Origin of the sequence: Agrobacterium tumefaciens (assembly GCF_005221325.1) — a bacterium.
In the GTDB taxonomy this organism is placed as follows: domain Bacteria; phylum Pseudomonadota; class Alphaproteobacteria; order Rhizobiales; family Rhizobiaceae; genus Agrobacterium.
In genome coordinates this window covers 1,003,141-1,027,758 of sequence record NZ_CP039889.1, presented here as the reverse complement: position 1 = coordinate 1,027,758, position 24,618 = coordinate 1,003,141, and the positions used below count along the sequence as shown (strand labels likewise).

Here is a 24,618-nt window from a genome sequence, read left to right as displayed (position 1 = left end):
GGACCGCATGAAGCAGGTCCATAAACCGGAAACCGGAGCTAAAAATGACCGCGCATGCTCTCGTGATAGACGATGATCCCGTCCAGCGCCGCCTGCTCAAAAATGCGGTGGAACGTTATGGGCATCTGGCCTTGCTTGCCGAAAACGGCAGGGCGGGGCTGGAACTGCTCAAGCAATATAGCGGCGAGATCAACGTCATTGTCCTCGATCTGATGATGCCGGAAATGGACGGGCTTGCCTTTCTGAAGGCCGTTGGCGAACTCGGCACGGATGTTCCCGTCATCGTCCAGACCGGGCAGGGCGGCATCGACACCGTCGTGCAGGCCATGCGCGCCGGCGCCTTCGATTTCGTCGTGAAGCCGGTTTCGCCGGAAAGGATCGGCGCCGCCATCTCCAATGCGCTCAAGCTCGACAGGAGAGAGGCAAAGGCCCGCACGGGCAGGCGCGGACGGAGCAATGCAGTGAATTTTACCGATATCGTTTCCGCGAGCCCCGCAATGCTGAGGGTCATCGAACTTGCGCAGCGCGCTGCCCAGTCCAGCATTCCCGTGGTGCTGGAAGGCGAATCCGGCGTGGGCAAGGAAATGGTCGCCCGCGCCATCCAGTCGGCCGGCGACCGCGCGAACAAGCCGTTCATAACGGTCAATTGTGGTGCCATCCCCCATAATCTCGTGGAAAGCATCCTTTTCGGCCACGAGAAGGGCGCCTTCACCGGTGCGACAGAAAAACACGTCGGCAAGTTCATGGAGGCGGATGGCGGCACGCTGTTCCTCGATGAAATCGGCGATCTGCCGCTCGACGTGCAGGTGAAGCTGCTCCGCGCCGTCCAGCAGGGCGAAATCGAAACGGTCGGCTCCGCGCGGGTTCAGAAGGTCAATGTGCGGCTGATTTCCGCCACCAACAAGAACCTCATCGAAGAGGTGAAGGAAGGCCGCTTCCGCGAGGACCTCTATTATCGCCTCAACGTCTTTCCGATCACCATTCCGGCGCTGCGCCGCCGCAAGGAAGATATTCCCCATCTGGCGCGGGTTTTCGCCGAACGCTTTTCGGCGGAACAGAAACTGCCCAATCCCGTCGGTCTCGATGCCAGTGCGCTGGCGCTGCTGACGGCCTACGACTGGCCGGGCAATATCCGCCAGCTGGAAAACGCCGTTTTCCGCGCCGTGGTTCTCTCTCAGGGTGAGGAGCTGTCGGATTCCGATTTTCCGCAGATCGCGCTGCAGCTGCCGGAGTTTTCGAATGGCGATGATGGGGAGGATATCATCCGCTCGCCATCCGGCTCGTCGTTGAAGCTTGCGGCCTATTCGCCGCCGCCGGCTCCTGAAAGCCATGCCGTCATCGAGGAGCCTTCGGATATTTCCACCACCATTTATCGGGGCGGAAACCTGATCTCCAGCATGGACGATTCGGGTAATATTCGGAAACTGGCCGAGATCGAAGAGGAACTCATCCGTTTCGCCCTTCGTTTCTATCGCGGTCAGATGAGTCAGGTCGCGAGAAAGCTCGGCATCGGCCGCTCGACGCTTTATCGTAAGCTGAAGGATTATGGGATCGATCCGGATGATCCGCTTCGAGATGCCGCCTGAGGGCCCAAACCGCTTATTCCGAGGCAGATCGTGAAATTCGTTAACTTCTGAGCAAGGATATCCGCTTACCGTCTATAAACCTCTTGTTAGTCACTGATTCACTATGTAGAGGAAGGTTGCATGTGTGTGGCAATTTTGCCATCGTGTCACCGTATTTGACGTTCATTTGAGGCAATGTGACAGAAATTGTCTTCCAGGCGGGGATCGAATTGCCATATCTGCATCGGAATAACGCGCTTTCGACCAAGATTGCGCGCGGCTTGATCAAGGATATATGCACGAAGCTGTCGGCGCGCGCTGTCACCTTTGCCTGCCTGATGCTCGCCGCAATGCCCTTCGTAGGTGTTTCGGCGACGGAAGCCGCCGCCGAGACGCGCAGCCTCAAACTGTATTATATCCATACACGCGAGAAGGCGGTCATCACCTTCAAGCGCAATGGAAAATACGACCAGAAAGGTCTGCAGGAGCTGAACCGTTTCTTGCGTGACTGGCGCCGCAATCAGCCGACGCGCATGGATCCGCGCCTTTTCGATCTCGTCTGGGAAGTTTATCGTCGCAGTGGCGCGACCGATTACATCAATGTCGTTTCGGCCTTCCGTTCGCCCGAGACCAATGGCCTGTTGCGCACGCGCACCAAGGGCGTTGCGGAAAAAAGCCAGCATATGCTCGGCAAGGCCATGGACTTTTACATTCCCGGCGTGAAGCTTGCCACGCTGCGTGAAATCGGCATGCAGATGCAGATCGGCGGCGTCGGCTTTTATCCTACCTCCGGTTCTCCCTTCGTGCACATGGATGTCGGTGGCGTTCGCGCCTGGCCGCGCATGAGCCGTCAGGAACTCGTGCGCATTTTCCCGAAGGGCAATACGCTGCATCTTCCGTCCGATGGCAAGCCGCTTCCCGGTTATGAGCAGGCGATCGCCGATTACAAGAAGCGCGTCAGCTCCTCCTCCATTCAGGTCGCTTCCAGCGCCGGTTCCGGCCCTGATTCCTCCGGTGGCGGCGGCAAGCGCAAGACCCTGTTGCAGGCACTCTTTGGCGGCGGTGACGAGGATGAAGATCCCGATAGCATCGCAGCGCCGGAGCCCGCAGAACGCCCGGCGGTCGCTCGCCCGGCGGCTCCGCAGCAGGCGGCTCCCGAGCCTGAACCCACCATTGCTGTTGCTTCAGCACGGGCCCTTCCCGGCGTGACCGATGCGCCGCTGCCGACGGCTCGTCCTGCATTCGGCAACCAGCCGCCTGCCAATGCCGGCCTTGCGACTGCGCTTTATTCTCCGGCCCGCAATGCCGCGCAGGATGCCCTGCAGGCGGCAACCACGCCGACGCCGACGTCAGCGCCGGCCGAGCGCCAGCAATTTGCCGATCTGGCTGAGGTTTCCGTGCCCGTGCCCACCCTTCTCGGCCCGCGTGGCATGAAGGGTGATGCGGAAGGGTCGATCCTGACGGCTTCTGCCGATGGTGCGACACCGGCCGCGACCGGCGAACTCGCCTCTATTCCGGTTCCGGCCAATCGTCCGGCCGTGGCGGAAGCCCTGCTGGCGGCGGCGAATGCTGATCCGGAAGGCGAAGATGATCTCGCCGAGGCACAGCAGGATACGCTTTCGCCGACCGTGGTTGCGGCTCTTGAACAGAGCGGTCAGGCTGCCCGTTCGCAGGTCCAGTCCGCCGCCATGCCGACAGCTGCGCCGTTCCCGGCCGCCGTCAACCACAAGGTTACCGTCGCGCCCGCTGAAACGGCCAAGGCCGCTCCGCAGCCTGGTTTTGGTGATGCTTTCGATCTGAAGCCCGCCATCAGTGGTGGCCTCAGCGCCGGCCTTCCGACCAAGGGTTCGCGCCCGAGCAAGCAGGATGCAGCCGTTTCCGAGCAGGCCATGGTGGGCGGTGGACGCCTGACGCAGGATCTTATTTCGGATTGGGCGCTCAACCAGAACAAGGGTACGACCGGACGCTCGGTAAAGGCGCCGCGCGTTGTCGCCAACCGCATGCTCAGCAAAGAGATGTCGGCCTCCGCCTCCTCGGCGAGCTTCAAGCCGGGTGCCGTGGCCATCGAATCCAGCCGCTTCAGCACGCCGGTGAAGATGCACTGAGCCTGTTTTATCAGACGGTCGAAAGGCCAACAAAAAACCCGCCGTCGCCGGCGGGTTTTTTGTTGCTTGGTATTTGTCTATCAGACGCCGCTCTGGCCGTCCGAGCCGATATAGGCGATGCGCACCATGTTGGTTGCGCCGGGGGTGCCGAGCGGAACGCCGGCGGAGATGATGATGCGATCACCTGGCTTGCCGAAACCTTCGGAAACGACGATGCGACAAGCGCGGTTCACCATGTCGTCCAGATCGCTGGCATCACCGGTGACGACGCAGTGAAGGCCCCAGACGACCGACAGGCGGCGCGCGGTCTGGATGATCGGCGACAGCGCAATGATCGGCACCTGCGGTCGCTCACGCGCGGCGCGCAGGCCGGTCGTGCCCGATGAGGTGTAGGTGACGATCGCCGCAAGGTTCAGCGTTTCGGCAATCTGGCGGGCGGCAAGCGAAATGGCGTCGGCGCCGGTTGCTTCCGGCTGCGGACGCTGCGCGTAGATGATGTTGGAATAATAGGGGTCCTGTTCCACCGTGCTGGCGATGGACGCCATGGTCGATACGGCTTCGATCGGATAATCGCCGGAAGCGGACTCAGCCGAAAGCATGATGGCGTCGGCGCCTTCGAACACTGCAGTTGCAACGTCCGACACTTCCGCGCGGGTCGGAACCGGGGCGGTGATCATCGATTCCAGCATCTGGGTGGCAACAACGACAGGCTTGCCGGCGCGCCGGCAGGCACGGGTCAGCTGCTTCTGAATGCCCGGAACAGCTTCCAACGGCATTTCCACGCCAAGATCGCCGCGCGCAACCATCAATGCGTCGGAAAGCTCGATGATTTCTTCGATGCGTTCGACAGCCTGCGGCTTTTCGATCTTGGACATCAGGCCAACGCGACCGCGCGAAATCTTGCGCACCTCCGCCAGGTCTTCCGGGCGCTGAACGAAGGAAAGAGCAACCCAGTCTACTTCGTTGGTCTCGAGAACGGCTTCGAGATCGACGCGGTCCTTGTCTGTCAGAACGCCGACGCCAAGCAGGGTGTCGGGCAGGCTGATGCCCTTGCGGTCGGAAATGCGAGTGCCGGAAACGACCGTGGTGACGATGCTCTTGCCGTCGCTTTTTTCAGCGCGCAGGTGCAGCTTGCCGTCATCGATCAGCAGGCGGTGACCGGGCTTGACCGCCTCGAGAATTTCAGGATGCGGCAGGAAAACGCGGGTGTTGTCGCCGGGGGTATCGTTGTTATCAAGCGTGAAGGTTTGGCCCGGAACCAGATCGACCTTGGTCTCGGCAAATTTTCCGACGCGCAGCTTGGGACCCTGCAGGTCGGCCAGAATGCCGATGGGACGGCCGTTGCGGCTTTCGACAGAGCGGATGCGCTGAATGAGCGTCCGCATCACGTCGTGGCTCGCATGGCTCATGTTGATCCGGAAAAGATCGGCGCCAGCAAGATGCAGCTTTTCGATCATGGCCTCGTCGGAAGAGGCCGGGCCGAGAGTTGCAAGAATTTTGACTTTGCGGTTACGCTTCATCAGTTTTGATTTCCCTGTGTGCCTGGCGTATCGGAAAGCTGGACCATCCAGCTGCCCTGTCTGCCCGTGTCATATTCCTTGAAACCCATTCTCTGGAAGCTGCGGGCATAACAATCGTCTACGCCGGCGATCTTGAACTCGTTTTCCGCCACGCACATGTTGACGTCACCGGTCCAGCGGCCGCCGTGAGCGGCGTCCTCGGCATAAAGATAATAATAACGCGACTGCAACTCACCCTCTATCAGCGTTGCGCAGGTGGAGGAGGGGACCTGCCACCAACCTTCACTGACCCAGCCATCCTGCCCCCGGTAGCCGATTGCGACCCCAACGAGGTTTTGCGTGCTGTTGCAGACGCGGAAATCCGCATGCGCGGTCTCCACGAAGACAAACGGGGTCAGAAACAATGCCGCTGTGGAGAAAAGACGGGCAAGATGCCGAAAGTGGCGAGGAAGAGCGAGAGATGACTGAGTCACGGCTTCCATCCGGATTCCATGGTTATAATGAACACACTTCTTGGCGTGGCCGCCAAAGAAAGTCAACGCGAGTTTAATCGATTATATTGTTCGTGGGATCGTGAGTGCGGTAAGGTAGATGGCTGTTCTTCCGCCTGAACTTGCGCCCGGCCTCAAGCCATGCCATCAAGTTTCTCTCCTCAATCCTGCCCCAGAAAATCATCGATGAACGACTTCATACCCTATGAAATCATAGAAGGCGATTATGACAAAGGCATGGTTCTTCTGGCGGACCATGCCATGAACCTCCTGCCGGCACACTACGGCAATCTTGGCCTTCCGCAAACCGCTTTTCATCGTCACATCGCATTTGATATCGGCATAGAAGGGCTGACACGATCGCTTGCCGCGCGGCTTGGCGTGCCGGCTGTGCTCGGGCGGTTCTCACGGCTGCTGATCGATCCGAATCGCGGCGAGGACGATCCGACCCTCATCATGAAGATTTCGGACGGTGCGATCATCCCCGGTAATCATCCGATTGCGGATGAGGAATGGCAAAGGAGGATCGAGGTTTTTCATCGGCCCTATCACAATGCCGTGGACCGCGTGCTGACCGGCGTTGCGGAGGCGTCCGAAGAAGCGCCGCTCGTCCTGTCGCTGCATTCCTATACGCCGTTCTGGAAAGAAACGCCGCGGCCATGGCATGCGGCGGTTCTGTGGGACACGGACCACCGTGCGGTCGATCCGCTTCTGGCGCATCTGCGCGCCACCGGCGACATTCTCGTTGGCGACAACGAGCCCTATGACGGCGCGCTCAAGGGCGACACCATGTATCGGCATTGCATGATGAAGGGCATACCGCATGCGCTTCTGGAGGTTCGGCAGGATCTGATCACGGATGAGAAGGGGATCGCGGAATGGTCGGATCGGCTCGCTCCCATTTTCGCCGCAATGAATGACGATCCCGTCCTGCATGAATATCAGCTGTTCGCCTCTCGCACCGGCCCCTATTGAGCCTGGAGTTTTGCCATGACGAATGAGAACGACAACAGGCAGATCGAGTTCGAGGCCGCCGCCTTCCGCCGCCTCGTCAAGCACCTTCGTGAACGCCACGATGTGCAGAATATCGACCTGATGAATCTCGCGGGCTTCTGCCGCAATTGCCTTTCCAACTGGTATCGGGAGGCGGCCGAGGAAGCTGGTGTTCCGCTCAGCAAGGATCAATCCCGGGAAATCGTCTACGGCATGCCGTATGAGGATTGGAAAGAGAGATATCAGGGCGAAGCGAGTGGCGACCAGAAAGCCGCTTTCGAGCAGAACCGGCCCAAGGAATAAGTCCTCATCGACGGAATCAACTTGACGGAACGCCTTTCAGTGGGCAGTTCACAGGCCTGAATTTTGCTGTCCGCTGGCAGCGACCGGCGACGACTTCGCCCGGATATAATGAACAAGGCTCACATGCGGGCCGCCAATAAAGGATGATATGATGGACGAAACAAGCACCACCGAAACCGTCGCCGCCGCAGAACTGCGTCAGTTCATCGAGCGCGTCGAGCGCCTCGAAGAGGAAAAGGCCGCCATTCAGGGCGATATCAAGGATGTCATGGGCGAGGCGAAGGGCCGTGGTTACGACACCAAGGCGATTCGCACCATCATTCGTCTGCGCAAGAAGGATGCCAACGAGCGTATTGAGGAAGAAACGATTCTCCAGACCTATATGGCCGCGCTCGGCATGGAATGATCGGCTGAGAAAGCCTCAATGAAAAATCGCCGCTTTTGCGGCGATTTTTGTTTGTGCTTTTGTCAAATTCAGCCGCGTGTGCCCGCCAGCTTTTCCGAGAGATCGGCGGCTTCCTTGCGGGCGTCCTTGTCTGCGGGGTAAACTGCCAGATATTGTTCCCAGGCCTTCAGTGCCAGCTCGTGGCGGCCGGAGGCTTCGAGGATGTTGGCAAGGCTTGCCAGCGCCGGGAAATAACGCGGCTCTTTTTCGAGGGTCAGGTTGATGTCGGCCATTGCCTTGCGGGTATCACCATCGGCAAAATGCACCATGGCGCGGCGATAAGGCGCCTGCACATAGTTCGGGTCGAGCAAAATGACCTGGTCGAGAAAATCATAAGCCGCCGCGTTCCGCTTTTCGTCCGCGGCTTCGCCGGCCCATTGCATCAGGAGATTGACCGTCGCGCTGCCGGAATCGTTCCATTCGGAGGCGATCTGGTTGGCGATGCTGCGCGCCTTGACTGTGTTGCGCTCTTTTTTCAGCGATGCGAAAAGAGTGTCGATCGTCTTGGCAGGGGAAGGCGCGGCTTCTGCCGCAGCAGGCTGCTGTCCATCCGCCGCATGGCTAATGGCGGCCATTCCCGGAATCAGGAGGCCGGCAAACAGGAAACCCTGAGCGAGGAGGATAGCCGTGCAAAAACGATTTGGGCGCATGGGTTAAAGCTTAACCCGACTGCGCCCAATATCAAATGCAAACTTCTGCACTGTCAACAAAGTGATCCGCGCGTTCAATCGCGAACCGCAGTCGCAATCTATCAGCCCTGACGAGCCTTGAAACGCGGGTTCTGCTTGTTGATGATGTAGACGCGGCCCTTGCGGCGAACCAGGCGGTTATCGCGATGACGGGCCTTAAGCGCTTTAAGCGAATTCTTGATCTTCATTTTACTGGTCCGCAGTTTTGCACGGGTTCTGCCGTGCTATTCTAACAATCAAAAGCGCGCAACGGGGCGCGCTCTTTTCGGTTGGCAGGCAGATACCCGTTTGAGCCCTGCCTGTCAACACTTGGCCGTGCCTTTGCCTTAAAAGACTAGGCTTTTCCTGTGTGCAGAAGCTCGGTCACATGGCCCATCTTGCGGCTTGGCCGGGCTTCTGTCTTGCCATAGAGATGCACGAGACAGTCTTTTTTCGACAGCCATGCCGGCACGTCGTTGATGTCGTCGCCGATCAGGTTGGTCATGACACAATCGGAATGGCGATCCGTACTGCCGGGGGCAAGGCCCGACACGGCCCGGATATGCTGCTCGAACTGCGAGATAACGCAGGCTGCTTCCGTCCAGTGGCCGGTATTGTGGACACGCGGCGCCATTTCATTGGCAACCAGCGAACCATCCGGCAGGACGAAGAATTCGATGCCGATGACTCCGACATAATCGAGTGCGGCGAGAAGCTTTTCTGCTGACCGCACGGCGACAGCCTTCGCGGCATCCGAAAGTGCCGCCGGCACCGTCGATGTGTGCAGAATGCCGTTCAGATGGACGTTCTCGGCCGGATCGTAACACTTGACGGTGCCGTCCTTGAAGCGGGCGGCGATGATCGAGATTTCCCGCTCGAAGGCAACGAAGCTTTCGAGGATCAGCGGCACGCCGCCGAGTGCCGCAAAAGCGCCCGCGAGGTCTTCGCCACCACGGAAGAGGCGCTGGCCCTTGCCGTCATAACCCATGCGGCGGGTTTTCAGCACGCCCTTGCCACCGAAGGCGGTCAAGGCGGCTTCCAGCTCGCCCTGGCTGTCCACGGCGCGAAAATCGGCGGTTGGAATGCCGCAACCATTGAGGAAGCGTTTTTCCGTCAACCGGTCCTGCGATGCGCTGAGCGCCTGCGCCGGCGGATAGACCGGCACGGAGGCGCTGAGTTTTTCCGCGGCTGCGACAGGCACGTTTTCGAATTCGTAGGTGACGACATCGCAGCGGCTTGCGAGTTCCGCAAGCGCCTTTTCGTCGTCATATTCCGCGACGATCTGGTCGTTGCAAACCTGCGCAGCCGGACAATCGGCCTGCGGCTCCAGCACGATGGTGCGGTGGTTGAGACGGGCAGCGGCCATGGCCAGCATACGCCCGAGCTGCCCGCCACCGATGATGCCGATGGTAAGGTTGGTCGTCTTTGCCATCACTTTTTTCGTCACTGGGCGCTGTCCATCGGATATTCTGCGACGGCTGCCGACTGGCGGGCACGCCAGGCATCGAGCCGGTCGGCCAGGTCTTCGTCGCTGAGTGCCAGGACCGCAGCGGCCAGAAGGGCGGCATTGATGGCGCCGGCCTTGCCGATGGCGAGCGTGCCGACGGGGATGCCGGCAGGCATCTGCACGATGGAATAGAGACTGTCCTGTCCGGACATGGTCTTGGACTGTACCGGAACGCCGAAGACGGGCAGGGGCGTCATGGCGGCTGTCATGCCCGGCAGGTGGGCGGCACCGCCCGCACCGGCGATAATGACCTTGAAGCCTTCGTCCTTTGCGCCGTTGGCAAAGTCATAAAGCCGGTCCGGCGTGCGGTGGGCGGAAATGATGCGGGCTTCATATTCCACGTCGAGCGCATCCAGCGTATCGGCGGCGTTCTTCATGGTCTCCCAGTCGGACTGGCTGCCCATGATGATGGCGACGGGGGGCGTTTCTGCTGTCACGTAATCTCTCCGGCTCAGGCGATGATATCGGGAATGACCTGGTCTTCCAGCTGGGTCATCTTGTCCTTGACGGCCAGCTTCTTCTTTTTCATCCGCTGTATTCTCAGTGCATCGCAGCTGGTCTGGATCATCGCGTTGATCGCCGCGTCATAATCCTCATGCTCCTGGCGCAGCCGCGCCAGCGTGAGCCTGATGTCCGCCTGGTCCTGATCGGGCATCTCGTCATCCCCATTTTATGCCGCCGGATCGGCTCCGGCGCGTATGTGATCGTTCACGAGCCTCTATCATCAAATCGCGGTAACGGGAAGTTATCCCTTGCGACCAAATTGCCCACTTATTGCCTTCATTTCGCCTTCGACAAGCGGCGCGATCCGTGTCACATTGCCGTCGCAAACCTGAAACTCCAGCGATGGAGAGCTGGAGGTAGGTTCAAAAAGGAAGGACGTGCCGCATGACCATTCAGGCTCATATTGCATCGCTCGAAAAGAAACACGGTGCTCTGGAGGAGGAGCTCGAAAGTATTCTTGCTTCCCCGTCGTCTGACGATAGAGAGATCGCGGACCTTAAACGTCGAAAACTGCGCCTGAAGGATGAACTGCAGAGGCTCAAGGCCTCGACAAGACATTGATTTATGCCAGACCGCTCCCTCGACAATTGAGGGGCCGGCGGTCTGAGCCTTTTGAGCTCTGGCGGTGAAAACCTGCTGCCAGAGCTTTTTATTGCCGGATCTAGAACGGCAGCCCGTCCCACAGGAGCTTCAGCGCCGCAATCAACGCCATGGAATACATGAGCGGGTAAAACACTGATGGTTTCAGATATTTCACTACCCTTGCGCCGGCGAGCGTCGCGAGCATTGCTACCGGCAGCAGGCTGGCCGAGGTCTTGAGGTTGGTGGCGTCGAGAGCCCCCAGCGCGAAATAGGGGATGAGCTTGATCGCGTTCATGATGGCGAAGAAACGCACGCTCATGCCGGTATAGGTCTTTGGATCGAGCTTCAGCGGCAGAACATAGATCTGGAAAGGCGGACCGCCCGCATGGGCAACGAAGCTTGCATAACCCGAGAGGCTCGACCAGAGCGTTGCGGCCGCGGGTCTTTGCGGTTTGGCCGGAATCTCCTGACCCCTCCGGCTTTTGAAGCTCTCGTAGAAATAACGCAGCACGAACAGGATTGTGACCGAGGCGACGACAAGGCGCATGGCGTTTGCGGAAATGAGGCTGGACGTTGCCCAGCCGAGCGCGATGCCGGCGATTGCGCCGGGCAGCATGATGAGCAGCGTTTCCCGGTGATTGTGCCCCCGCCAGGCGAAGAGCGCCACGATATCCATGACGATCAGGATCGGCAGGAAGATCGCCGCCGCCTGCACTGGCGAAACGGCAAGCGCCATCAGCGGCACGCCCATCAGCGCCAGTGCGCCGCCAAGCCCCCCCTTGGAAAGGCCGACAAGCACGACTGCGGGAATGGCGACGAGATAAAAATGAAAATCGGTCAGCATGGATGTATGGTTGATCCTTTCGCCGGTCCGGTTTATCGGATTTGTCATATGAAAACGAGTGCAGATCGCGCGATAAGCGTCCTCTGCCTGAAATGGACGAAACGATGAGCATTGTTGAAGACCGTTGCCGCCTTGTCCTGATCGTTCCGCAAGCGGACGATGCGCAAAAGCAGGTGACAGAGGTGGAAGACGCATTGCGAGGCGGCGATGTCGCTTCGGTCATCATTCCGCAATACGGTCTGGATGACGCCGCTTTCCAGAAATGGGCGGAATTGATTGTCCCGATCGTCCAGGCGGCGGGTGCGGCCGCCCTCATCGCTGGCGACAGCCGCACGGCTAGCCGGGCGAAGGCGGATGGCCTGCATGTGGGAGGCAATGCCGAGGCGCTTGCCGAGGCGGTGGAAAACTTCACGCCGAAGCTGATTGTCGGCGGCGGCAATGCCGATGACCGCCACAAGGCGCTGGAAATGGGTGAGTCCAATCCGGACTACGTCTTTTTTGGAAAGCTGGAAGGCGACATCAAGCCGGAGGCGCATCCCAAAAATCTGGCGCTTGGCGAGTGGTGGGCGTCGATGATCGAAATCCCGGCCATCGTCATGGGCGGCACGGATTTGTCGTCGGTGGTTGCCGTTTCTGAAACCGGCGTGGAGTTCGTGGCGATGCGCAGCGGTGTTTTCGACAACGCGTCCGGCGCTGCCCAGGCCGTTTCCGAAATCAACGCTTTGCTTGACGAAAAAGCGCCACGGTTTGGCGGTTGATACAGGCGATGTTCATGCGCTCGGTTCCTCTCTGTTTTTCCGTTTCGCTGCTGGCGCTCGCTTTTGGCGCGCCTGCGGGTGTCGCCTTTGCCCAATCGGGACCGCAGAACGAAAGCAATGCGCTGTCCCGCCAGTTGGAGAATGAGGCCCAGCCTACCCGTCAGGGCAGGGTGCAATCGGAAGAACAGAAGGATCTCGAGCCGTCTTCCGGCGTCAACGTCTATCAGCGCATGGGCGCGGATCTGCCGGCCCTGCCGCCGGAAAAGGAATTCAAGGGCCGGGTGGACGAAGCCTATGGCCATTTCCAGCGCGGCGAATATGTGCAGGCGCTCGACAAGGCGCTAACCCGCGCGCAGAACGGCGATGCATCCGCGCAGACGCTGGTGGCGGAAATGATGTCGCGTGGCCTCGGCATCGCCCGCGACGAAAAGACTGCCGCTTTCTGGTATCAGCAGGCGGCTGAGGGTGGCGATCCCGTCGCCATGTTCAAATTCGCGCTGATCCTGATGGAAGGCAAATTCGTCACCCGCGACAAAGCGAAGGCTGACGATTTCATGCGGCGCGCGGCGGAAGCAGGCAATGCCTCTGCCCAGTTCAACTGGGGCCAGATTCTGGTTTCAGAAAATCCCGGCGCCAAGGGGCTCTTGATGGCCCTGCCGTTCTATGAAAAATCCGCCGAGCAGGGCATTGCCGACGCGCAATATGCGGTGTCGCAGATCTACTGGTCGGTCAAGGATGTGCCGACCGAGAAAAAGGCCAAGGCGCGGGACTGGCTGATGCGGGCGGCAAAGGCGGGTTATGATACGGCGCAGGTCGATCTCGGCGTCTGGCTCGTCAATGGTTTCGGCGGTGAGCGCAATCTGGATGAGGGGTTCCGCTGGCTTTACGGTGCGGCGCAGCGCGGCAATGTTGTGGCGCAGAACAAGGTGGCGCATCTTTACGTTCAGGCGCTCGGCACCCGGCCGGATCCTGTGGAGGCGGCCAAATGGTATGTGCTTTCCCGCCGCGCCGGTTTGAAGGATCCGAGGCTGGAGGACTTCTATCTCGGCATCACCGACGAGCAGCAGAAAAAGGCGATCGAAGCGGCAAATCGTTTCCGCCCGACGTGATGCAACCGCCTTTCCTTCGCCGCCGACATTCTCATGCAGGCTTTTTGCCTTGAATTTCCGCGCGTTTTGTGGTCTTGAACCGCAAACTTTCAATTCAAGAAAATAATGACGTGCCTGCCCGTTGCGCTTCGGGCGGTTCGCAAGCTTTCCAGGAAACAACATCGATGGCCCGTTCAGCCCTTCTCAATGTCATGGTTCAGGCCGCCATCAAGGCGGGTAAGTCTTTGTCGCGTGACTTCGGTGAAGTGCAGAACCTTCAGGTTTCGGTCAAGGGACCGAGCGACTTCGTCTCTCAGGCAGACCTCAAGGCCGAGAAGATCGTGCGCGAGGAGCTGATGAAGGCCCGCCCGACCTACGACTTCCTGGGCGAGGAAGGCGGCGAGGAAAAGGGCACTGATGGCGCGCATCGCTGGATCGTCGATCCGCTTGATGGCACCACCAACTTCCTGCACGGTATTCCGCATTTCGCGGTTTCCATTGCGCTGGAGCGGAACGGCGAAGTTGTTGCCGGCGTGATCTTCAACCCGGCCACCGACGAACTCTACACCGCCGAGCGCGGCGGCGGCGCGTTCCTCAACGATCGCCGCATCCGTGTTGCCGCACGCAAGGCGCTGACCGATTGCGTCATCGGCTGCGGTGTGCCGCATCTTGGTCGTGGCAATCATGGGAAGTTCCTGGTCGAGCTTCGCCACGTCATGGGCGAGGCCGCAGGCATTCGTCGCATGGGCGCGGCAGCGCTTGACCTCGCTTATGTTGCCGCGGGCCGTCTCGACGGTTTCTGGGAAGCCGACCTTTCGCCCTGGGACATGGCGGCGGGTCTGGTGCTGATTCGTGAAGCCGGTGGCTTCGCTTCCGATGCCAAGGGCGGCGCGGATATCTTCGGCACCGGCAGCGTTGCTGCCGGTAACGAATATATCCACAAGGCACTTGTTGAGGTCGCCAACCGCCCGGTGCCGGGTCGCTGATGCGTATTCGGCAGATAACCTGCCATTTTCAGCAAGTTTCAGACGCCCGGCGAATTTTCGCCGGGCGTTTTCGTTTTCCGTTGCCGGCTGTTCATCCAGTTTCCTGAAATGCCTGTGACGAAAGACCGGCTTTTCGCTTCAAATCGTCGCAATTTTCAAATAGCTTCCGCTTGTTACGTGACCAGAGGGAATGCGAACGTTATGGCGGATTCGGAGCTGCTCGATCTTGGTGTTGAGAAACCGGTGACCACGCGGCAATACAGCCACAAGCTGTCCAGCCCCACACCCTTTCTCTGGACGATGGTTCTGTTTCTGATCCTCGTCGGCTTTCTGGCGGCCATTCTCTATCGGCAGGCGCACACCGCCTTCATGACCAATCCGGGGCTCAACGGCTTCATTCTCGGTGTGCTCGCCATCGGCATCATTCTGGTGTTTACGCAGACCATGAGCCTGCGTTCGGAAGTCCGCTGGTTCAATGCTTTCCGCGCCGCCGGCAGCGTCGAAAAGGTCGGCCGCGCGCCAAAATTGCTGGCGCCGATGAGCACGCTGATCGGCAAGAGCGGCGAAGTCCGGCTGTCCACCGTCACGCAGCGGACTATCCTCGATTCCATCGCCACACGCCTTGATGAATCCCGTGACACATCGCGCTATCTCGTTGGCCTGCTGGTGTTTCTGGGCCTGCTCGGCACATTCTGGGGTCTGATCGGCACCATCGGCGCCATCAGCAATGTCATCCAGTCGCTCGATCCGAGTGCAGGCGACAGCAATGATATTCTGAGTTCGCTCAAGGCCGGTCTCACCGCGCCGCTTGCGGGCATGGGAACGGCGTTTTCCTCGTCCCTGCTCGGTCTTTCGGGTTCGCTGATTCTCGGTTTCCTCGATCTTCAGGCCGGCCGCGCCCAGAACCGTTTTTATACTCAGCTCGAAAACTGGCTGTCCTCGGTAACGGATACTTCAGTGGAGGGACCGAGGGAGTTCAAAGCCGCTGAGCCGGGCGCCATGGTCAGCACCGAACGTTCGCTGGCGGCCATGACCAGCCTTGCCGAAGGCATTCAGGGCCTCGTCAAGAACATGCGCAGCGAACAGCAGATGCTGCGTGACTGGATTGAGGCGCAGCAGGAGGAATCGAAATCGCTCCGCCGCACCCTTGACCGGCTGTCGATGCGGATCGACGCGGACACAAAATCCCCCGGACGCACCCGGCACGATAACGGGAGCGAGTAGCCATGGCGCTTGCGCGCAACCGCCGCCGCGACAGGGGTGTGGATTATTGGCCGGGTTTCGTCGATGCGCTGTCGACGCTGCTCATGGCCATCATGTTTCTGCTGACGGTTTTCGTGCTGGCGCAATTCGTGCTGTCGCGGGAAATTACCGGCAAGGACGAGGTGCTGACCCGCCTCAACAGCCAGATTGCCGAATTGACCGAGCTTCTGGCCCTGGAAAAAGGTAACAAGCAGGATATCGAGGACGCGCTGGCGAGCCTGCAATCCACACTTGCGGCATCGGAAAACGAGCGTTCGCGCCTGCAGTCGCTTCTCGATGCGGGTTCGGGCAACAATGCCAGCGCCAATGCCCGGATCGGCAGTCTGACCGGTGAACTGGATGAGCAGCGGCAGGCCAATTCGCGCGCCTCCGCGCAGATCGAATTGCTGAACCAGCAGATCGCGGCGCTGAGGGCGCAGATCGCTTCCGTCGAAGCCGCCCTGCAGGCATCGGAGGCCAAGGATACCTCGTCCCAGGTCAAGATCGCCGATCTAGGCCGTCGCCTCAATGTCGCGCTGGCGCAGCGCGTGCAGGAGCTGAACCGTTATCGCTCGGACTTCTTTGGGCGGCTGCGTGAAATCCTCTCCGACCGCGAAAACATCCGTATCGTCGGTGACCGTTTTGTCTTCCAGTCGGAGGTGCTGTTTCCCTCCGGCGGCAACGACCTCAACCCGGAAGGGCAGGCGGAAATGGCGAAGCTGGCGACCGCGTTGCTCGATCTCGCCAAGGAAATTCCGGCGGAGATCAACTGGGTGCTGCGCGTGGATGGCCATACGGATAATGTCCAGCTTACCGGTTCCGGCCGCTACCGCGACAATTGGGAGCTTTCCTCCGCCCGCGCGACATCGGTGGTGAAATTCCTGATTTCCAAGGGCGTACCGGCAAACCGGCTGGTTGCTGCCGGTTTCGGCGAATATCAACCGATTGCCGAAGGTGACTCACCGGAAGCGCGCCAGCAGAACCGCCGCATCGAACTCAAGCTCACCGAGCGCTGAATCGCGGCCCTCATCATGGGCCGTTGCCTTCTGGCGAAAGTAAATTTACGTTCGCGTAAAAGTAATTCCGTCATATCTGGGAGGGGCTGATGGAAGGCTATGATGTGATTGTCGTCGGCGCGGGGCTTGCCGGGCTGGTGGCGGCGACCGAGGCGGCTGAGCGTGGTTTCAGCGTCTGTGTTGTGGATCAGGAGGGAGAGCAAAATCTCGGAGGCCAGGCCTTCTGGTCGCTGGGTGGGCTGTTTTTCGTCGATAGTCCCGAGCAGCGCCGGATGCGGGTGCGCGATAGTCTCGATCTTGCCAGGCAGGACTGGTTTGGGTCGGCCGGTTTCGATCGCCCCGAGGATCATTGGCCGCGCCGCTGGGCGGAGGCCTATCTCGATTTCGCCGCCGGCGAGAAACGCGAATGGCTGCACCGCATGGGCATGCGCTGGTTTCCCGTAGTCGGCTGGGCTGAGCGCGGCGGTGGTCTCGCCCATGGGCATGGCAATTCCGTTCCGCGCTTTCATGTCACATGGGGCACCGGTCCTGGAGTGCTGGCGCCGTTCGTCAGGAAAGCGCAGGAGATGGCGGCAAGCGGTCGATTGAGCTTCCGCTTCCGCCATCAGGTCGATCGTCTGGAAACGACCGACGGCCGGATCACTGGCATTTCCGGCGTCGTGCTCGCCGCTGATCCGGTTCTTCGTGGTCAAAAAAGCAGCCGTAATGCTGAGGGCGACTTCCATTTTTCCGCCTCCGCGGTCATCGTCAGTTCCGGCGGCATCGGTGGCAATCAGGAACTGGTGCGGCGCAACTGGCCAGTGGAGCGATTGGGTAAACCTCCTGAAGAGATGGTCTGCGGGGTGCCTGCCCATGTGGATGGCCGCATGATCGGCATTACCGAGACGGCAGGCGGAGCCGTCATCAATCGCGACCGCATGTGGCACTATACCGAGGGCGTGAAAAACCACGATCCGATCTGGCCGAACCACGGTATCCGTATTCTGCCCGGTCCCTCATCCTTCTGGTGCGATGCGGATGGCAACCGGCTCGATGCGCCCGCGATGCCGGGTTTCGATACGCTCGGCACGCTGAAGATGCTGGGCGAGCGCGGCAGCGGCCATAGCTGGTTCATTCTGACCAAGGCGATCATCAAGAAGGAATTCGCGCTCTCAGGCTCTGAGCAAAATCCTGATCTGACGGGCAAGGATGTGCGGCTGCTGCTGAAGCGGCTGGGCAAGGAGCCGCCGGGGCCGGTGCGGGCTTTCATGGAGCGGGGCGAGGATTTCGTCGTTCGCGACACGCTGGAGGAACTGGTGGCGGGAATGAATGCTGTCAGTGGCAATCGGCTCAACATCAATCACATACGCCGGCAGATAGAAGCGCGTGACCGCGAAATCGAAAACGGCTTCAGCAAGGATGCGCAGGTAACGGCAATCCATGGCGCGCGCCGTTATCTCGGTGACCGGCTGATGCGGACGGCAAAACCGCACCGGCTGCTTGATCCGACAAAGGGACCGTTGATTGCCGTGCGCCTGCATGTGCTGACGCGCAAGACGCTTGGCGGCCTGCATGCCGACCTTGAGGCGCGGGTGCTGGATGCGGCTGGTCAGCCGGTGCCGGGCCTTTATGCCGCCGGTGAGGTGGCCGGTTTCGGTGGCGGCGGCATGCATGGTTATAATGCGCTGGAGGGCACCTTCCTTGGCGGCTGCCTGTTTTCGGGCCGCGTTGCGGGACGCAAGGTGCTGGCGTAGATCAGGCGTGGGCGCGCAATTCGTCCGGTCCAGTCTGAAATTGTAGTCGGGCGAGCCTTGCATAAAGGCCATTCTGGCGAATGAGGCTCTGATGCGTGCCCTCCTCGATGATACGGCCTTCATCCATCACCAGAATGCGATCGGCCTTCAGCACGGTGGCAAGGCGGTGGGCGATGACGATGGTGGTGCGGGTTTTCATCAGCTCATCGAGCGCCTTTTGCACCAGCGTTTCGCTCTCGGCATCGAGCGCTGATGTCGCCTCGTCCAGAAGCAGGATCGGGGCGTTGCGCAGGATGGCGCGGGCAATGGCAATACGCTGGCGCTGGCCGCCGGAAAGCGTGACGCCGCGTTCTCCCACCTGCGTGTCATACCCATCGTTCAGTCTGGCGATGAAGCTGTCGGCCTGTGCGGCGATGGCAGCAGCGCGGACTTCCTCGCGTGTTGCCTCCGGCCGGCCAAAGGCGATGTTATCGTGGATGGAGGAGGCGAATATCGCCACATCCTGTGGAACGATGGACAGGCGCGCGCGCAGATCGGCAAGGCCGACACCGCGGATATCGGTGCCATCGACCGTGATGCGGCCCTGTTGCGGATCGTAAAACCGCATCAGCAGCGAAAAGACCGTACTTTTGCCTGCACCGGAAGGGCCGACGATAGCAACGGTTTCGCCGGCACTAACCTTGAAGGTGAGGCCGGAGATAACCGGGCCACCGGTTGCGAGCGGATAAATGAAGCCGACATTCTCGAATTCTGCCTCGCCGCGCGGCGGTTGAACCATCGAAACGGGTGTCGTCGGTTCGGCGACGGGCGAGCGCTCGTTCAGCAGCTCGGAAAGCCGTTCTGCCGCGCCGCCCGCCTGTGCAAGTTCACCCCAGACTTCCGAGAGCTGGCCGAGGCCGCTTGCTGCGATGACCGAATAAAGGACGAACTGCCCGAGCGTACCCGCCGTCATGCCGCCGGACAAAACGCTCTGCGCGCCATACCAGAGAATGCCGACAACGCTGCCGAAAACGAGCGCGATGGCGACGGCGGTGAGAATGGACCGAGCGCCTATCGCTGCACGCGCACCCTGATAGGCGGCCTCCACGGAGGCGCCGTAACGGGCATTCGCCAGTGCCTCGGCGTTGAAGGACTGCACGGTGCGGCTCGCCCCGATCGTTTCCGAAGCATAGGCGGCGGAATTGGCCAATGTGTCCTGGGTGTTGCGGGAGCGGGCACGAACAGACCGCCCGAAAGCGATCAGCGGAAAAACGATGAAGGGAATGGCAAGCAGGGCAAGGCCGGAAAGGCCGGGGCTGGTATAGATCATCATCACAACAGCACCGCAGCACATGATGATGTTGCGCAGCGCCACGGAAGCAGAGGAGCCGAAGGCGGAACGGATCTGCACCGTATCGGCGGTCAGCCGCGAGGTCAGTTCGCCCGAACGGTTGGCATCGAAAAACTGCTGCGACAGGGTGGTGAGATGGGCAAAGACATCACGGCGCAGATCGGCAACGACCCTTTCACCGATGGTCATCACGTAATAATAGCGCATGGCGCTGGCGAGCGCGAGAAGGACGGCAATCGCCAGAAGCACGGCGAAATAGCTGTTGATCATGCCGCCATCCGGCGTCTGAAAACCGTGATCGATGATGCGGCGAACGGCAAGCGGCAGGGCGAGAGTCGTGGCGGAGGAAAGCACAAGCGCAAAAAGGGCTGCCGCCATCAGGCCGCGATAGCGCCTGAGATAGGGAAACAGGCCAAGAAGCGGCTTCAGGTTTCTCTGTTTCGCAGCTTTCTGCTCGTCAATGTCTGCCACGTCGTCTATACTCCTCGTTCAGTGCCGTTTTCGGCCTTTTGCGGGTGAATTTCCGGCGCGCGGTAAAATTCCTGCCCCTGTGGCCATCTCCTTTCACAAGGGGATAGCAGGCTCTTGTTATCTGGGCGACCTTCATGTATAGGCTCCGCATCGAATTGGGAAGCCATAGCCCATCTGGTCTATGGCTTCATTTATTGAAATGGCTCAGTTGACGCAATTGCGGCAAATGGACCGCACGTCACTTAACCAGGAAGATTGTCATGAAGGCTGATATCCATCCCGCTTATCACACGATCAAGGTCGTCATGACCGATGGCACCGAATACGAAACCCGCTCTACCTGGGGTTCGGAAGGCGCAGTCATGAACCTTGAAATCGACCCCAAGTCCCATCCGGCATGGACGGGCGGCAACCAGCAGCTTATGGACCGCGGTGGTCGCGTTTCCAAGTTCAACAAGCGTTTCGGCGGCCTCGGCCTCTGATCCACTTGCGGACGGATCGTTTAAAAAAGCCCGGTTTTACCGGGCTTTTTTGTTGCCTGGTTTTCGTGGCCGTACACATCACTTTACGGCCAAAACAAAAAAGCAGGCCGGTGAGCCTGCTTTTCAAATTGTCCGGATAGAGTCGTCTTTTCTCAGTTGATCGAGAAAGCCGTGCGTAGCAGGTTGAGCTGCGCTTGTACGCTGTTTTCGTTGTCCGGCACCTTGGCTGCTTCGGCCGGGCGATAGATTTCGCGGTCGAGCAGGGCAACGCGGTTCTGGAGGCGCAGCGACCGCTCGATGAGGTCGCGGAAGGATTCCGGCAGATCGTTCCAGCCCGGCGCGTTGCGGTCAACGTTGAAGCTGTCGAGCCGCACCTTGTTTTTTTCGCTGAGGACCTGGTCACGGGTCATTTCGCCATTGTTGACGGCGCGCTGCAAAAGCAGCCAGGATGCCATCTGCATCAGGCGGGTGGTGAGGCGCATCGATTCCGCTGCGTAAAGCACGGAGGCCATGCGCGGCAGAACCTTGGAAGCCGTACGACCGGCACCATCGAGATAGCTCGCCGTTTCCTCGACCAAGGTCATGCCTTCGGTATAGAGGGACTTGAACTGGTTGGAAGCAGCCGCGCGACCCGCAAAGCTTATGGTATTTAAAACCTGTTCCGACATTTTCTTTAAATCCCTGCTCACGCACCACACTGTCAGGCAACGACGACCCGGATATTTTGTTCCGGCCTTTAGTGTTTTCAGGATGGTATCTTTACCTGAAATGCGCAAGGCAATTATTAAAGAAGGGTTAATACCCACAGTTTTACGAATTCCGGCGACCGGCAAAAAAAGAGCCGCGAAAGCGGCTCTCAAGGTAAAACAGGGAGAAAAATCAGACCAATTCGCCGTATGGAGAAGATGCCTGAGGTCCAGAAGAACTGGACATGTATAGTAATCTCTCAGAAAGCTTAATTTTTGGTTAATGGTAAACGAAAGACTGCGCCAGAATCTTTAATCCGGTTAGCTTTTGTGCGCGCAATCTGTCGCTTGAGGGTATTGCTATAGCTTTTAAAGCCTGCCCGTCAGGAGCGAAACAGGTTCTCCGCCGCCTGCCTGCCGGCGGACTTCCTGTTTTTCTCTTCTTCAAGCCGGGTGATTTCCGCCTGCAGGAGTTCGATGCGGTTACTCAACTCGTCCACCGAAAGAAGGCTGAGATCACTGCCGATCTCATGTGCCAGGGGTTTTTGCGGACGATCATCATCAAAGAGGCTCATATGCCTGCTCCTTTTTCCACATAGTCGCCGTCGTCGCCTGGATATTGCGGCGCGCGCGGATCAAGCGCAATGCTTTCCGGCGTGACGAGCGGCGAGGGCGTCGTTGGCATCATCGTCGAGAAATTGTCCTTTTCGTCGGTCGAAAGGGCGGCGCGCTGACGGCTTCTGATGATGGCATAGGCCGTTATCAGCACATGGGCCACGGCCGTCACGAAGAATAACGCGTAAGGCCCGGAATAGGTCATGACAGCACCGCCGAGAGTCGGGCCGATGATGGTGCCGATGCCGTAAAGCAGCAACAACCCGCCCGACACCTTGACGAAGTCTTCCGATGCCGCGAAGTCGTTGGCATGGGCCACGGCAATGGGATAGAGCGCATTGGCCGCCGCGCCGTAAACCGCGATCATGGGAATGAGCACGTAGACATTATGCGGCTGCACGGCAGCGACGGCGAGACCGGCGATCGCGCCAAGCCCCGCCAGTCCGGCCAGCACGTAACGGCGGTCTATCCGGTCCGAAAGGCGGCCTGCGGGAAATTGCGCGAGTGCGCCAACGAAGATCGTGACGGAAACCATGATGGCGATCATGGTCGGGTCGAGCCCGGCCCTTGCGCCGAAGACGGCGCCGAGCGTGCCGTAAGCACCGTTGGCGATGCCGATCATCAGGATGCCGACGAAGGAGACCGGTGAGTTGCGGTAGAGCGCCGGTAAATCCAGGCTGACCTTCTGCAACGGTTGAGGGCTGGCAGCCTTGGAAAGCGTCGCCGGCAGAATAGCGATGCAATAGATGATGCCGCAGATCATGAACAGCGACGTATTGCTGACATCGCCCATCGGCACGATCATCTGCCCCGCCACGACGCCAAGCAGCGTAATGGCGATGTAAAGCGAAAAGATCATGCCGCGGCTCTCATTGGTCGCGCGTTCGTTCAGCCAGCTTTCAATAATCATGGAGGTGCCGGCCGTGCAGAAGCCGGTGAGGGCGCGCAGCGTGATCCACCAGACGTCATCGACGACGAGGCCGGTCATCAGCACCGTCAGGCAGATCAGTGCTACGAACGAGCCAAATGCCCGCACATGCCCCGCACGGCGCACGATGGCGGGGGCGACGAAGCAGCCGATGACAAAGCCTGCCGCCCAGGAGGTGCCGAGGAAGCCCAGAATCTCGTTGGAGTAACCTTCCGCGGAGCCGCGCACCGGCAGGATGAGGCCCTGAAGGCCGTTGCCGAGAAAAAGAAACAGAGTGCTGGATAAAAGAGCGAATACAGGTAGAAGATTTCTGCTCATGAAGACACTCTCATGCTTTCGGACGGACGATCGGACAGGCTATTGAACGGGTTTACCCGAATGAGTTGCACTCTTCTGGTGAACGGTAAAAATGTCCAGCCTGTGACGATGCAGAAATAAAGAAAAGGCTCAATAAATGACGAAGGCGATCGGCCTTTTTTTACTGCTGGCAATGGTGATCCAGATCATCCGGCCTTTGGGCCTGCCGGGTCTCAAGAAAAGAGGCGATTGCTGGAAGATTGCGGTTGCCGCCTTTGTCATCTGGTCGGTGACGCTGCTTCTGCGGCCGTAAAGAAAAAGCCGCCCATCGGGGGCGGCTTTGATTGTTTTGACTGCCTGTCGAAGGGCCTTATGCGGCCTTTTCGAGTTCCAGCTTCCAGTTGCCCTTGGCCGCAAGGCTGTTCATTGCGGCGCGGTGCGTGAAGGCGCGCTGGCCGGCGGCGACATTCTCGGGTTTGCCGCCCCAGGTCTTGAGGGCGGTATCCTGAAGGGCGCGACCGTAGGAATAGGTCAGCGACCAGGGCAGGTCGTAACCGGCATTCATGGCGGAGAGATGCGCCGTCGCCTCTTCGGAGGACTGGCCGCCGGAAAGGAAGGCGATGCCCGGCACGGCAGTCGGTACGGTCGCCTTCAGAACCTTGACGGTCTTTTCCGCCACTTCCTCAACGGACGCCTTGCGAGCGTTCTTGCCGTCGATGATCATGTTCGGCTTGAGGATCATGCCTTCCAGGTTCACGCGGGCATCGAACAGATCCGCGAACACGGTCTGCAGAACCCATTGCGTGACTTCGGCACAGCGGTCGATGTCATGCGTGCCCGGCTCGCCGTCCATCAGAACCTCAGGCTCAACGATCGGCACGATATCCGCCTGCTGGCAGAGAGCTGCGTAACGGGCCAGCGACTGGGAGTTAGCCTTGATGGAGCCCCAGCTCGGACGCTGCTCACCGATGGTGATGACACCGCGCCACTTTGCAAAGCGGGCGCCGGCCTCATGGTACTTGCGAAGGCGCTCGTAAAGGCCGTCGAGGCCTTCGGTGATGAATTCACTCGGATGGAAGGCCATCGGCTTGGCGCCGATATCCACCTTGATGCCCGGCAGGCTGCCGGCCGCCTTGATGATGTCAACGAAAGGCGTGCCATCGGCAGCCTTCTGGAACAGGGTCTCTTCGTAAAGTATGACGCCGGAGATGTACTTCTTCATGGCGTCGTCGGAGCGGAACAGCATTTCGCGATAATCGCGGCGGGCAGTCTCGGTGGATTCCAGATTGATGCTGTCGAAACGCTTCTTGATCGTTCCTGTGGATTCGTCGGCGGCGAGCAGGCCTTTGCCGTCGGCAACCATTTTGATGGCAATGTCTTCGAGACGTTCGGTCATTTGCTATTCTCCCAAGGCACAATAAATTCCCGATAACAGAAGTTCCAGGGCAGGGAAATGGCA

The 24,618-nt window shown here is 59.7% G+C and carries 27 protein-coding genes; 14 read left to right on the top strand and 13 right to left on the bottom strand.

Features of this window, described 5'->3' with window-relative positions; translation table 11 throughout:
• Positions 1-44 precede the first annotated feature (44 nt).
• Positions 45-1,586 (top strand): sigma-54-dependent transcriptional regulator, encoded by a 1,542-nt coding sequence (locus CFBP5499_RS19635; protein ID WP_080829149.1) that lies wholly within the window; start codon positions 45-47, stop codon positions 1,584-1,586.
• Positions 1,587-1,762: 176 nt separating this feature from the next.
• A complete protein-coding gene (locus CFBP5499_RS19630) occupies positions 1,763-3,670 on the top strand; it encodes a DUF882 domain-containing protein (RefSeq protein WP_175416831.1) in 1,908 nt (635 codons plus the stop codon).
• 80 nt (positions 3,671-3,750) lie between these two features.
• Here the strand turns inward: CFBP5499_RS19630 and pyk are convergent, their stop codons facing one another.
• A complete protein-coding gene (pyk, locus tag CFBP5499_RS19625; RefSeq protein WP_080829151.1) occupies positions 3,751-5,190 on the bottom strand; it encodes a pyruvate kinase in 1,440 nt (479 codons plus the stop codon).
• Positions 5,190-5,672 carry a DUF1036 domain-containing protein gene (locus tag CFBP5499_RS19620; RefSeq protein ID WP_175416830.1) on the bottom strand — a complete coding sequence of 161 codons (483 nt, stop codon included), beginning with the start codon at positions 5,670-5,672 and terminating at the stop codon, positions 5,190-5,192. Before CFBP5499_RS19620 ends, pyk begins: the two co-directional genes overlap by 1 nt.
• Positions 5,673-5,867: 195 nt before the next feature.
• Here CFBP5499_RS19620 and CFBP5499_RS19615 point away from each other — a divergent pair, with 195 nt between their 5' ends.
• The 3 genes from CFBP5499_RS19615 (at position 5,868) to CFBP5499_RS19605 (ending at position 7,383) form a co-directional block, all read left to right on the top strand.
• Positions 5,868-6,656: an N-formylglutamate amidohydrolase gene (locus CFBP5499_RS19615; protein WP_080829157.1), complete on the top strand. Its 789-nt coding sequence runs from the start codon at positions 5,868-5,870 to the stop codon at positions 6,654-6,656.
• A gap of 15 nt (positions 6,657-6,671) precedes the next feature.
• Positions 6,672-6,977, top strand: coding sequence for a DUF1244 domain-containing protein (locus CFBP5499_RS19610; protein WP_080829159.1), 306 nt, complete (start codon positions 6,672-6,674; stop codon positions 6,975-6,977).
• 148 nt (positions 6,978-7,125) lie between these two features.
• On the top strand, positions 7,126-7,383 hold the full coding sequence (locus tag CFBP5499_RS19605) for a DUF2312 domain-containing protein (RefSeq protein ID WP_006314683.1): 258 nt from the start codon (positions 7,126-7,128) through the stop codon (positions 7,381-7,383).
• Positions 7,384-7,451: 68 nt separating this feature from the next.
• Here CFBP5499_RS19605 and CFBP5499_RS19600 read toward each other — a convergent pair whose 3' ends face one another.
• The 5 genes from CFBP5499_RS19600 to CFBP5499_RS19580 all read right to left on the bottom strand — a co-directional run bounded on the left by CFBP5499_RS19600 (position 7,452) and on the right by CFBP5499_RS19580 (position 10,252).
• Positions 7,452-8,072: a tetratricopeptide repeat protein gene (locus tag CFBP5499_RS19600; protein WP_080829161.1), complete on the bottom strand. Its 621-nt coding sequence runs from the start codon at positions 8,070-8,072 to the stop codon at positions 7,452-7,454.
• Positions 8,073-8,173: 101 nt separating this feature from the next.
• Positions 8,174-8,299, bottom strand: a complete 126-nt coding sequence (gene ykgO, locus CFBP5499_RS19595; RefSeq protein WP_003497670.1) for a type B 50S ribosomal protein L36 — start codon at positions 8,297-8,299, stop codon at positions 8,174-8,176.
• Positions 8,300-8,445: 146 nt separating this feature from the next.
• Complete coding sequence (locus CFBP5499_RS19590; RefSeq protein WP_080829162.1) at positions 8,446-9,522, bottom strand: 5-(carboxyamino)imidazole ribonucleotide synthase; 1,077 nt, start codon at positions 9,520-9,522, stop codon at positions 8,446-8,448.
• 11 nt (positions 9,523-9,533) lie between these two features.
• On the bottom strand, positions 9,534-10,001 hold the full coding sequence (gene purE / locus CFBP5499_RS19585) for a 5-(carboxyamino)imidazole ribonucleotide mutase (protein WP_035216131.1): 468 nt from the start codon (positions 9,999-10,001) through the stop codon (positions 9,534-9,536).
• Positions 10,002-10,048: 47 nt separating this feature from the next.
• Positions 10,049-10,252, bottom strand: coding sequence for a YdcH family protein (locus tag CFBP5499_RS19580; protein WP_003497661.1), 204 nt, complete (start codon positions 10,250-10,252; stop codon positions 10,049-10,051).
• Between the two features lie 233 nt (positions 10,253-10,485).
• Between CFBP5499_RS19580 and CFBP5499_RS19575 the strand changes: the two genes are divergently transcribed.
• On the top strand, positions 10,486-10,662 hold the full coding sequence (locus CFBP5499_RS19575; RefSeq protein ID WP_003506164.1) for a YdcH family protein: 177 nt from the start codon (positions 10,486-10,488) through the stop codon (positions 10,660-10,662).
• A 100-nt stretch (positions 10,663-10,762) separates the two neighbouring features.
• Here CFBP5499_RS19575 and CFBP5499_RS19570 read toward each other — a convergent pair whose 3' ends face one another.
• Complete coding sequence (locus CFBP5499_RS19570) at positions 10,763-11,527, bottom strand: sulfite exporter TauE/SafE family protein (RefSeq protein ID WP_080829163.1); 765 nt, start codon at positions 11,525-11,527, stop codon at positions 10,763-10,765.
• A 104-nt stretch (positions 11,528-11,631) separates the two neighbouring features.
• Here CFBP5499_RS19570 and CFBP5499_RS19565 point away from each other — a divergent pair, with 104 nt between their 5' ends.
• The 6 genes from CFBP5499_RS19565 (at position 11,632) to CFBP5499_RS19540 (ending at position 18,350) form a co-directional block, all read left to right on the top strand.
• Positions 11,632-12,285 carry a thiamine phosphate synthase gene (locus CFBP5499_RS19565; protein WP_080829164.1) on the top strand — a complete coding sequence of 218 codons (654 nt, stop codon included), beginning with the start codon at positions 11,632-11,634 and terminating at the stop codon, positions 12,283-12,285.
• Between the two features lie 8 nt (positions 12,286-12,293).
• The gene (locus CFBP5499_RS19560; RefSeq protein WP_175416829.1) at positions 12,294-13,394 is read left to right on the top strand and encodes a tetratricopeptide repeat protein; all 1,101 of its coding nucleotides are present in this window, start codon (positions 12,294-12,296) and stop codon (positions 13,392-13,394) included.
• Positions 13,395-13,558: 164 nt separating this feature from the next.
• The gene (locus CFBP5499_RS19555) at positions 13,559-14,359 is read left to right on the top strand and encodes an inositol monophosphatase family protein (protein ID WP_080829167.1); all 801 of its coding nucleotides are present in this window, start codon (positions 13,559-13,561) and stop codon (positions 14,357-14,359) included.
• Positions 14,360-14,560: 201 nt separating this feature from the next.
• Positions 14,561-15,583 carry a flagellar motor protein MotA gene (locus tag CFBP5499_RS19550; protein ID WP_080829169.1) on the top strand — a complete coding sequence of 341 codons (1,023 nt, stop codon included), beginning with the start codon at positions 14,561-14,563 and terminating at the stop codon, positions 15,581-15,583.
• A 2-nt stretch (positions 15,584-15,585) separates the two neighbouring features.
• Entirely contained in the window at positions 15,586-16,617 is a 1,032-nt protein-coding gene (locus CFBP5499_RS19545; RefSeq protein WP_080829171.1) for a peptidoglycan -binding protein, read from the top strand.
• Between the two features lie 89 nt (positions 16,618-16,706).
• A complete protein-coding gene (locus CFBP5499_RS19540) occupies positions 16,707-18,350 on the top strand; it encodes an FAD-binding dehydrogenase (protein ID WP_080829172.1) in 1,644 nt (547 codons plus the stop codon).
• Between the two features lies 1 nt (position 18,351).
• Here the strand turns inward: CFBP5499_RS19540 and CFBP5499_RS19535 are convergent, their stop codons facing one another.
• Entirely contained in the window at positions 18,352-20,151 is a 1,800-nt protein-coding gene (locus CFBP5499_RS19535) for an ABC transporter transmembrane domain-containing protein (protein ID WP_080829173.1), read from the bottom strand.
• 260 nt (positions 20,152-20,411) lie between these two features.
• Between CFBP5499_RS19535 and rpmE the strand changes: the two genes are divergently transcribed.
• Positions 20,412-20,633 carry a 50S ribosomal protein L31 gene (gene rpmE, locus CFBP5499_RS19530; protein ID WP_003506183.1) on the top strand — a complete coding sequence of 74 codons (222 nt, stop codon included), beginning with the start codon at positions 20,412-20,414 and terminating at the stop codon, positions 20,631-20,633.
• Positions 20,634-20,785: 152 nt separating this feature from the next.
• On the opposite strand, the gene CFBP5499_RS19525 is transcribed toward rpmE, so the two are convergent.
• The 3 genes from CFBP5499_RS19525 to CFBP5499_RS19515 form a co-directional block, all read right to left on the bottom strand.
• Complete coding sequence (locus tag CFBP5499_RS19525; RefSeq protein WP_137066436.1) at positions 20,786-21,301, bottom strand: DUF1465 family protein; 516 nt, start codon at positions 21,299-21,301, stop codon at positions 20,786-20,788.
• A 401-nt stretch (positions 21,302-21,702) separates the two neighbouring features.
• Complete coding sequence (locus CFBP5499_RS19520; protein WP_080829174.1) at positions 21,703-21,894, bottom strand: DUF1192 domain-containing protein; 192 nt, start codon at positions 21,892-21,894, stop codon at positions 21,703-21,705.
• Positions 21,891-23,180, bottom strand: coding sequence for an MFS transporter (locus tag CFBP5499_RS19515; RefSeq protein ID WP_080829175.1), 1,290 nt, complete (start codon positions 23,178-23,180; stop codon positions 21,891-21,893). Before CFBP5499_RS19515 ends, CFBP5499_RS19520 begins: the two co-directional genes overlap by 4 nt.
• 136 nt (positions 23,181-23,316) lie before the next feature.
• Between CFBP5499_RS19515 and CFBP5499_RS30110 the strand changes: the two genes are divergently transcribed.
• Positions 23,317-23,472 carry a hypothetical protein gene (locus CFBP5499_RS30110; protein ID WP_173989009.1) on the top strand — a complete coding sequence of 52 codons (156 nt, stop codon included), beginning with the start codon at positions 23,317-23,319 and terminating at the stop codon, positions 23,470-23,472.
• Between the two features lie 57 nt (positions 23,473-23,529).
• Here the strand turns inward: CFBP5499_RS30110 and CFBP5499_RS19510 are convergent, their stop codons facing one another.
• Positions 23,530-24,555 carry a class I fructose-bisphosphate aldolase gene (locus CFBP5499_RS19510; protein WP_080829176.1) on the bottom strand — a complete coding sequence of 342 codons (1,026 nt, stop codon included), beginning with the start codon at positions 24,553-24,555 and terminating at the stop codon, positions 23,530-23,532.
• Positions 24,556-24,618 lie beyond the last annotated feature (63 nt).